Origin of the sequence: Pseudomonas graminis, assembly GCF_900111735.1 — a bacterium.
Classification (GTDB): Bacteria; Pseudomonadota; Gammaproteobacteria; order Pseudomonadales; family Pseudomonadaceae; genus Aquipseudomonas; species Aquipseudomonas graminis.
Map to the genome: position 1 here is coordinate 1 of NZ_FOHW01000069.1, position 8,977 is coordinate 8,977.

Annotated in this window: 10 protein-coding genes and 2 pseudogenes; 4 read left to right on the forward strand and 8 right to left on the reverse strand. The window is 50.6% G+C overall.

Annotated features, from left to right (window positions below; genetic code table 11):
* The 3 genes from BMY98_RS26020 to BMY98_RS26030 all read left to right on the forward strand — a co-directional run.
* Nucleotides 1-179 (forward strand): transposase (locus BMY98_RS26020; RefSeq protein ID WP_074892778.1); only part of this gene is annotated, 179 nt, incomplete at its 5' end.
* A 337-nt stretch (nt 180-516) separates the two neighbouring features.
* Nucleotides 517-1,623 (forward strand): YecA family protein, encoded by a 1,107-nt coding sequence (locus BMY98_RS26025; RefSeq protein WP_074893640.1) that lies wholly within the window; start codon nt 517-519, stop codon nt 1,621-1,623.
* 76 nt (nt 1,624-1,699) lie between these two features.
* Nucleotides 1,700-2,557 (forward strand): hypothetical protein, encoded by an 858-nt coding sequence (locus tag BMY98_RS26030; RefSeq protein ID WP_074893642.1) that lies wholly within the window; start codon nt 1,700-1,702, stop codon nt 2,555-2,557.
* Nucleotides 2,558-2,704: 147 nt separating this feature from the next.
* Here BMY98_RS26030 and BMY98_RS26035 read toward each other — a convergent pair whose 3' ends face one another.
* From BMY98_RS26035 to BMY98_RS27385, 6 genes and pseudogenes are all read right to left on the reverse strand, one after another.
* Nucleotides 2,705-3,133 (reverse strand): NUDIX hydrolase, encoded by a 429-nt coding sequence (locus tag BMY98_RS26035; protein WP_074893644.1) that lies wholly within the window; start codon nt 3,131-3,133, stop codon nt 2,705-2,707.
* A 159-nt stretch (nt 3,134-3,292) separates the two neighbouring features.
* Nucleotides 3,293-3,631, reverse strand: coding sequence for a hypothetical protein (locus BMY98_RS26040; RefSeq protein WP_074893646.1), 339 nt, complete (start codon nt 3,629-3,631; stop codon nt 3,293-3,295).
* A gap of 587 nt (nt 3,632-4,218) precedes the next feature.
* On the reverse strand, nt 4,219-4,773 hold the full coding sequence (locus BMY98_RS26045) for a hypothetical protein (protein ID WP_245760126.1): 555 nt from the start codon (nt 4,771-4,773) through the stop codon (nt 4,219-4,221).
* Between the two features lie 109 nt (nt 4,774-4,882).
* A pseudogene (locus BMY98_RS27120) lies at nt 4,883-5,459 on the reverse strand (porphobilinogen synthase); the annotation flags it as partial.
* 64 nt (nt 5,460-5,523) lie between these two features.
* Nucleotides 5,524-6,147 (reverse strand): hypothetical protein, encoded by a 624-nt coding sequence (locus BMY98_RS26065; RefSeq protein WP_074893652.1) that lies wholly within the window; start codon nt 6,145-6,147, stop codon nt 5,524-5,526.
* Entirely contained in the window at nt 6,148-6,558 is a 411-nt protein-coding gene (locus BMY98_RS27385; RefSeq protein ID WP_175514227.1) for a hypothetical protein, read from the reverse strand. It lies immediately after the preceding gene.
* 246 nt (nt 6,559-6,804) lie between these two features.
* Between BMY98_RS27385 and BMY98_RS26075 the strand changes: the two are divergent.
* Nucleotides 6,805-7,146 (forward strand): annotated as a pseudogene (locus BMY98_RS26075) (IS66 family transposase); the annotation flags it as partial.
* A gap of 19 nt (nt 7,147-7,165) precedes the next feature.
* Here the strand turns inward: BMY98_RS26075 and BMY98_RS26080 are convergent.
* Together BMY98_RS26080 and BMY98_RS26085 are read right to left on the reverse strand one after the other, a co-directional pair.
* Nucleotides 7,166-8,215, reverse strand: a complete 1,050-nt coding sequence (locus BMY98_RS26080) for a M48 family metalloprotease (RefSeq protein ID WP_074893656.1) — start codon at nt 8,213-8,215, stop codon at nt 7,166-7,168.
* A gap of 442 nt (nt 8,216-8,657) precedes the next feature.
* A partial coding sequence (locus tag BMY98_RS26085; RefSeq protein ID WP_139214585.1) for an integrase core domain-containing protein occupies nt 8,658-8,977 on the reverse strand: 320 nt, incomplete at its 5' end.

The following is an 8,977-nucleotide window of genomic DNA, read 5'->3' on the forward strand; positions in this document are numbered from 1 at the left end:
AGCGCACAGTTGAGCATCCCTTCGGAACGCTCAAACAGTGGATGGGCGCCACGCATTTTTTGACGCGGAGGCTGGACGGCGTCAGTGCAGAAATGAGCTTGAACGTGCTCGCCTATAACATGAAGCGCGTTATGAAAATCCTTGGCACCAGCAGCTTAATGAAGGCGTTGTCGGCCTGAAAGGGTTGACTTCGTTGCTTACTCGGCTCGCCAGAAGCCTCGCTGAAGCCTCCACGACCCCTAGTGACGACCCGTAAGCTTGTTGCGAGCAGCTCCGCGGCTAACAACCTTCGGCGCTGCGCGCCGACAGTACACCACCGCGTTTTTACACACTCTGGGCCAAAAGCAGTCAGTGAGCAGAGCGATTTCAGCGTCGCCATTCCTAACTACCTCGACGGCTTGCACTGATTCCAAAACACATACACTATCCGATTAGCCTGCCGACAAGATGTCGATGCTATGGGGGCAGCGGTGCTTGTGAGCAACGCGAATTAGCTAGCTTATTTAAAGGATTTTCATGAAGAAGCCGGGAAGAAATGATCCTTGTTGGTGTAAGTCAGGGAGGAAGTATAAGCACTGCCACAGAGATACAGAAAATCAGCCGCCTGTAGCGATTCATACAGTTATTCAAACGTTAGGCTCCTTCAAGAAAACCAAAAAATGCAGCGTCCCGCAAACACTGGCACATGAATGCTCAAGCAAGATAATTAATGCTCACACAGTTTCAAAAAGCTCATCCTTGAAAGCGATAGCCAAAGACGGCCATGTGCTAAAAATATCCATAGATATTAAGAGCAATGTTGCGCCAAAAATTGCACTTGTCGAGACCGGAATAAACAATGCATCAACGTTCTCAGGCTTCTGTTCTGTTCATGACAAGAAATTATTCTCCCCAATAGAAGATGAGCCTTTCAAAGCTGTGCCGCTACATTGCTTTCTAGTTACTTATCGAGGGGTCGCAAAAGAATTATTTAGTAAAGCCTACGCTTCAAAAACCTTTGATTTTATGAAAACCCTAGACAGAGGAAAGAATCTGCTTCATCAGGTGGCCATTCAAGCCGCAGCAAGTACGTTCGGCACCAACAATGCGCTAACTGTACGCGACTTAGAATCCATCAAGTCAAAGCTCGACACAATGTTGACCTCGAAAGATTATTCGGGCTTGAGCTATGCTGTATTTACCCTCGACTCTCCACCGCCAATAATGGGGAGCGCCATTGTTGGCCCGACGTTTGATTTCAATGGTGATAAAGCTCAGGATATATCCAACGATCCCGACATAATGCCGGATTACATTGCCATCAATTCATTTTCCAGCGAGGATAAAGGTTATATTGTTTTGTCTTGGCTGCCAGAGCACGCTAAAACTTGCAGAAAGTTAATAAAGCAGTTCTTGGATAAGAAGCTGACGGGTGATAGCCTGGCGGCCTTTATGATATTGCTTATCGAAAACTTCTATATGTCGCCAAGCTGGTGGGCATCACTGGATAGTGATATCCAAGGTCTTGTAAAGAGTTTGTACTCGCAAGGTATAGACACCTATACCGACGGCGACTCAATAAATATTCGTTGCCCTCTGTTTTTTCCACGCATAACGAATATTCTGACGTATCCTATGATTTAGGATTGTATGTTTTAAAATAGGTTATATTGTGTACGTGCATTGATCAATGCAGATGACAGAGGGAGGGCCTCAAAGCATGACGAAAATGATTTTGGTGCTGGATGAGTCGGGCGCAAAGGGTTACGCAAAAACCAGAGAAAAACACGAAGGGGAAGTCGGAGTAATAGCAGGCTTTTTGTATACCGAACCAGAAATTCGAACCATTGAAAGCAGTCTATCTAAAATCCTAGAAAGCTTCAGTTTTGATATTAACAAGAAGCTTCACATTACGGATCTGGAAAAATCTCAACAGCAACTACTGCGGGAGGATTTTTTCTTATTCATAAAGAACACTAAAATGCAGTGGATATTTCAAGCACAGTATTCAGAAGGCTTCTATCAGTCCGAATTTGCAGATGACCGTGGAGGAAGTAAAAATGCAAAAGAATCTTTGCATGCCACCCTGTTCCAGGGAGTGCTCATTCAAGCTTTAGGCATGGCACACTCAATCGGTATAAGAAATCTGAATCTTGAGATAAAGACAGATCCAGTTGATAAAACAACCCTTAAGAAATTTACTCAAGCCGCGAACTACATTTCCAAAATCTTCCTACGGCGGGAGAATTTTTATTTCCGCTATGCAGATCCTAACAACTCAGGGAAATTTGTAAAAGAGCACTACAGCACGACCATCAAAAGCGATTCACTAACGAAATTCGACGAAATACAACTAATAATCACAATCGAAGACTCACCACTAACTATTTTAGCTGATGTGCTAGCCAACTCAGTACGATACTATTTAGAAAAATCACAAAAAAACAATCCTAATATTTTTCTTAACAACAAGGCCGCCATAATTGATCATCCTCTCGTTGACCTAGCGTTCGCGCCGACTGACGCTGAACATGTTCTGCCAGTACAGGACATAATCTACAGGAGGACCGCCGACTAGGTGGCGCGTCCAGCCGCGCCTGAAGACCAAATATAGATGACAGAGTATCAAGCTTCTTAGGCTACATAGCCACTGGCCGCTTCGAGCCGGAAGCTGCCCATCATGCGCGGACTAACTTCGACCTACAGCGAGCGATCAACTTCCGCGTCAGTCACCCCACTGACCGGATGCTTTCAGCCTTTCGCACAAAAACTTCAGTGCTCTCTGAAACACTGGGTGGCAGTCGGCGTAGGGAAGATCTTCGAGCGAAGCCCAGAAAAACTCGAAAAGGTGACCATGATCATCCAGCGTCTTATAACCCCAGCGCTCCGGCAGATCTCGCTCTGCGCGGCAAAGGTGAAACGACCAAACCTGATCTTGATGGTCAGCCTTCCAACATCCCAGGTCACTCTCGATCACCGCATCACTGATCCCAGACTCCTCTGTCAGTTCACGCAATGCAGCTTGGCCGGGCGTTTCTCCTTTTTCGATAGTGCCCTTCACCAACTGCGTACCGGCCAGGGGGTGTCGAAACAGGAGAATCCTGATCGGCGGTGAAGACGTAAGCACCACAGGGCAGGCCTTGTCGGGGAACATTTCAGTTTCCATTGTAGAGATATTTGGGCAATTGCTTTTTGCCGATGACAGGCGATTACGATTGATTGCTTTCGACCCATAGCGGCCATACACGAAGGCTCAGCTACAACACGTGTAAATGCGGTTTAGTGGATGAGATTCAGTGTATTTTTGGCCCGCTCACCACAGCAATGCCTCAACTTCATCATATTTCTCAGCGACCTTAAGGAAGGGTTCCGCCCAACCACTGCTGAGGCTGACTTCTTGCAGGGGACCGGTTGGAGCAAACAGAACTGCAAATTTTAGCCTTTCGGGTAACACGCCAGACTTCAGCGTACTGACCAACCCTAGCAATTCTTTTTTTGCCTGTGCTTCGTCCTCCCAACTTGACCAGCAGAAGTCATTGTCCGGAAGAGAAATAAGCTCAATGGCTGCTTCAAGAACATGGATGAGACTTTCAATAGGGAAGTCGTGATTTAACTCGCCATGAATCAGCTGCCTTGCACGATCTAAATTCATAGGGTGACTGCCTTCTTCCTGTTTGTGGCGGTTAAAACAGCATTGAGGCTAGCGCGTACAGGGATGGAGAAACAAGGGAGAAGCCCCCTATTTCCGAACGTCTGCTTTTGGCCGATTTCCGACGGTCAGGATCGGCCAGCGGACTGGTCAAATCCAATGCAAACGACTGGTCAAGTCGAATGCAAATGGGTGGTCAAGTCCATGCAATTACTCAAAAGGCATCAAACCTGCGCCTGGCTGGGATAGTTATTTACTAGGCAGAGGTCCGCTTCTGGCCGTTTCTGCCGGTCAAGGACCACCTCGTGGGCTGGTCAAGTCGAATGCGAACGACTGGTCGTGGCAATGCAAACGGGTGGTCAAGTGGAATGCAATTCGCCACCTTATCCAGCAATGGCAGACATACGGGATACGTCGCTTTTTACGCAGACAAGGCAACCGTTGAACTAAGCCCGCTTTAAATCACGTACTGCCATTTCTTGTCCGCCAGGGTCGGACCGATTAGCTACCCACCGACGAATGAGAGGACAAGGTAAGACATAGCTGATACTGCATTCAGATTGTCACTGACCGCGTGCGTAGCCACAACATTAGGGGTACTGAGTCAGCGCGAACTGGACGCGAAGGCTCAAAGCGAGTCTCGTTCGCCATTTCTCCACAACCAAATCTGGTAGGTTTTTCGAGTTGCAATCAGTTGTTCTCGTAATGGCATGGACCGCGCAGAGCAGGTTGTCTGCCAGATCCTGTTCAGGACTCATTCCAACGGCGCAGACAAGCTTGATTGTCTCCGCCTGCTGCGGTGAAACACCTGTAACCCAGTCCTCCGGCCATTCAAAGCGGTGTTTGTAAAAATTTGCAGCGCCGTTTGCAATGGCTACGTAGCTGAGACCTGACGTCTGGTCGAGCTCTGCTTCCAGCGACATGACGGCTTCCTTGCGTATTGGCTGTCCGTTGAGCTGGTACATCCGCTTTACCATGGAAACAGTCTCGGTAATTGCCGCCTGAAGAAGCACAAACATGGCTCCAAGCAGAACGCCGGCTTCGTCGTACAGCAATTCTGCAGGGTGATCCCAGTATTTGCGCCCCGGATGGCCTAGGTCCCGAAGACGCTCAGACCAAGCATCGAGTGCTCGTTCCGTTAGCACGGCGTGCGACCTGATCACGCTAGAAAGGGGAAACTGGTCTAGTGAATCTTCCAGCCCCTGCACCAATCTCAATGTCCGTGTGTGTGCGTCCAATATGTGCTCCTGTGTGGATACCTGGCTTGACCATCACCATGTCGGCACCCTTAGCCAAATCTGCCGCGACCTCATGCAGCGCCTCGTGACCATTGGCCGGATCCATTTGATAGGACGCCTTGTTCGCCTTGCCCAAGTTCAAAGCCGAGCCGACAGCGTCTCGAAATGGGCCGTAGTAGGCACTGGCGTACTTGGCTGAATAAGCCATGATTCTCACGTTCAAGTGCACGGCCAACTCGAGTGCTTCACGCATGGCCCGCACTCGAGTGCTTCACGCATGGCCCGCACTCGACCATCCATCATGTCCGAAGGCGCTACCACCTGAGCACCTGCCTCAGCATGTGGCAGTGTTTGTTTGACCAATGCCTCAACTGTTATGTCGTTTTGCACGTAGCCGCTGTCGTCGAGAATGCCGCCTGGCCGTGTGTAGTAAACGGATCCAATGCAACGTCGGTGATGATCCCCAGTTCAGGATAACGGGCGCGTAAAGCTCGGGTCGCACGTTGAGCAATCCCATTGGGATTCCACGCTTCGGCTGCGTCCAGAGATTTCTTGTCGGCCGGGGTCACAGGAAACAACGCAAGGGCGGGTACCTAGCCCCGCATAGCCAAGACATGGTGTGCACTTAAATTTTAAGTGGGCACCAGTTCTAGACTCTTAGTCGTTAGGCTGAAAGAGGCTGCCGTCGTCGTTTAGGGGCCGAAAATAACCTTTTATGCAGCTAATTTCGCGTACACAGATCTGAATGTGAGTTTTTTGTCTAAAGCTCGTCCCTGGGTAAAGCTGTTCTCCTTCATTGAAGGGGGATCGAACAGTCTCATATGAGGGCAGATCAAATTTAGCGCGGGCTGCATGCATATTCTGAAATACAGCGCAGTCCAAGTGACGTTTCAGCAAGTCTAAGTCGCCTTCGAAACCAGCTTTGTTTACTGGAAGGGGATTTCCGGTAGCGCCAGCGGTTGCTTTTAGTAGCTCGAAAGCCCCACTGAGCTCAAGCAAGGCGCCTTCCTCTGTCAAATTGAAGCAAAATCCAAGATCGATAACTGCTCCAATAACATAAGGGTCTTTGATCGATCCTTTCCCGCGCTTAACGTAGCGTTTGATGCTTTCGGCGTAGCTCAGGGCGCGCTCTGGGCTATTTTCCCAAAAATAAACGCCCTGTCCGAGCCAATCGTAGTCGTTGGTACTTGGTTTTAGCGGTTCGCCAGCCAGCACTGACTCCGCGACTTCGCGGTCACACCCATGAAACCCTAAAACGAACGAAGGAAGAAGTTGATACATTTATCGATAGGCTGCCGTGAGCTCACCTGAGGCGGTGTACACACCCGTCTTCTTCCCAAAGACCTTGGCTTCCTCCGGATCCTGCGAAAGGAGTTGAGCCAGCTGCCTCATGCGTCGAGCAGCTTCAAAATGGGAGTTGTGCATCCGCTTGGACGAAGCAACCGCTTTCGCCATAGGTGCCTTCGATTTGGCGGCAGATTTAGGGGCAATAGCTGGCTTGGCAGCAACCTTCGGTTTGGCGACAGCATCTGGCTTGGTAGCAGCCTTCGGTTTGGCGGCAGCAGCCGGCTTGGTAGCAGCCTTCGGTTTGGCGGCAGCAGCTGGCTTGGTAGCGGCCGTCGGATTAGCTGCGGCAGCTTTCGCTGAGTTGACAGCATCGGCTTCCAGGACTTTTGCCTCACGGTCTTTCATGGCTGCCACCCTAGGTTTTTCTTGGCCATTTTGACCTCCTTTGGGGGTCAACTTCTAAGTAATGATCTTATAGCCAGATCGATAAAATGTCAGCCACATTGACACGTGGCCATGCTTACGGCTCGAAAATGAAGCGATAGCCGAGTTCTCAAGTGGGCCGACCTCAGACGTCGCTTCAGGCAATTACATTGCTTTAAACCTTCCTTTCAGCTGTAGCACTCGGGCTGCTTTGGTAAAATCCACGGCATGACTTCCTTGCCTGATCTCGACCAAATGACTCCCGAACAACTGCGCACGCTTGCTGCGCAGTTGATATCCAAGGTCGACGCTCAGAGCCGAAAGATCCATCGGGATGAGACGATCATCGAGCAGCTCAGCCCGGCGCAAGGCGGTCTGCTCGATGACCTGCTCAATACCGACCTTGAAGCCATCGAGACCGAACTAAAAGCCTTCTCCGGCCCCCGCCCCCGCCCAGGCAGAATCACGCTAGCAACCCAAGCGTGCGCCGTTGTCACCGCAGTTCCCACGCACTGTGTCCACCATGAGCCGGACAACACCCAGTGCACCTGCGGCTGTGTTCACCGACGCTGAAGCGTCTGAGATACACCTACGTTCTATACCAATCAGGAAGGACCTGGTGAATCAATTCATAAAGCTGAGCAAAGCCCTCTTGTTCCAACTTGCCCTGTAGCATAAAAGGAGGGAGTTGCTGATGTACCACCGCTACCAACGCCTCGGAGGCTTGGTGGGTTTCAGTCAAATACTTGGACGTTTGACTAGAACTCATGCCCTCAAAGCCGTACTCAAAAACCAGGGTGTATAAATTCTGTTGGCGAAAAGGCGCGGGCGGATGCGTCATTTCTCGGTAGTCGATGTACATCCAGTCCTGCCTGTCCATCATATGAAAATATAAATGGGTGACGTGTAGCAGGAAGCGGTTTACCTCGTATTCATCCCCGAGCAATTTAGCCTTCAGCAGCTGACAAGCTGGCTCAGACGCTTTGACCTGCATTTCTCTGGTAATGATTTCGCGCAGTCTGAGAAACGCGAAATTGTCGGCCAGAAGTTCGCGTGCCTGGTTTGGAATAGATTGAGCAATCGGCAGCAAACCGGGGTTCGCCGCATCGAGTTCACAGCAGTCTACTCCACCTGTAACGAAGCGTTTGCCATGCCGATGGTAGACATGACCTATCTCATGGAGGGTGACAAACCTGGACAGCGTGAGCACCAGATACATAAACAGAACATGACGTTCTGTTTTGGCCTTCCATTTGCCACTTTCTTCTTTCCAGTTCATGAACGGCATCAGGCCATGAATCACCGGGGCCGGCGCGGAGCATTGCTTAGAAGACCAGGTCGGCTCGGCACCCCCTTCGAAGTTCACAAACGCGCCGCTGCTGACGACTCTGGAAGCAAGACGGCAAAACGCGTTAAACATCCCGCCGTACATCACAACCAGACGGCTGGGGTAGAGAATCACGGCCTGCACGGAAGTCCCGATGCTGAAAATGAATTGCAGAGGGTCGTCCGGTAGGCATTCCCTGCAAAGCTGCGCAAGATCAGCCTCGCACAGCGTGAACCAAGGGTTATCCGCAACATCTTCCGGGATGAGCCGAGCATCCAATTTCGCGCGTTGAAGTGCCTCGTCGACATCCATGCCACTTACTCCTTGAAGATACTGAATCAGCGATAGGGTCTGGTACGTTCTGTCGCAATGACTTGAGGGGTTAGGGTCCAGACGTTGAGCAATATGCATGGGGGTGCGGGGGGAGGTCAACTGGTTGTGGTAGGGCTCTATTTCGGGGCTTTTGAATTGAAATTGGTCAGGTGAATGGGCTTGACTCGATCACGGCCAGGGGGGAGTTTGATGAAACGACGCCGTAAGCTGAAGACAGATAAGTGGCAGTTAAAGCCCAAATTCGAAACTGAGGCGAGATTGCTGGATCCCACGCGATCAGGAAACCAATCACGATTCCTCGATAGGGCGCTTGAAAAGGGTCGAGAGTTCGAGCCTATAGGACGTCTTGCGGGGCCGTAAGCATTCGTTAACTTAGCGGATAGTGAACTGGTCAAGTAATTCTGGACACCCGTTTAGGTTTTCAAGCAGCCGCTCCCTCCGCAGCCACAGGCGACCTGTAGCCGTTGTAGCTGTGGGGCCGACGGCTGTTGTAACGCATGACATAACGCTGCACGTCCAACTGTGCTTCATGCGCTGACGAATATCCTTCTTTAGGCACCCATTCCGATTTTAGGCTGCCAAAAAATCGCTCCATCGGGGCGTTATCCCAGCACTCGCCTTTGCGACTCATGCTCTGCCTTAAGCCATGGGTCACCAGCTCATTACGGAATTTATGGCTGGTGTACTGACAGCCCTGGTCTGAGTGAAACAGCACGTCCTTAGGGCGCCCGCGAAGCTCAA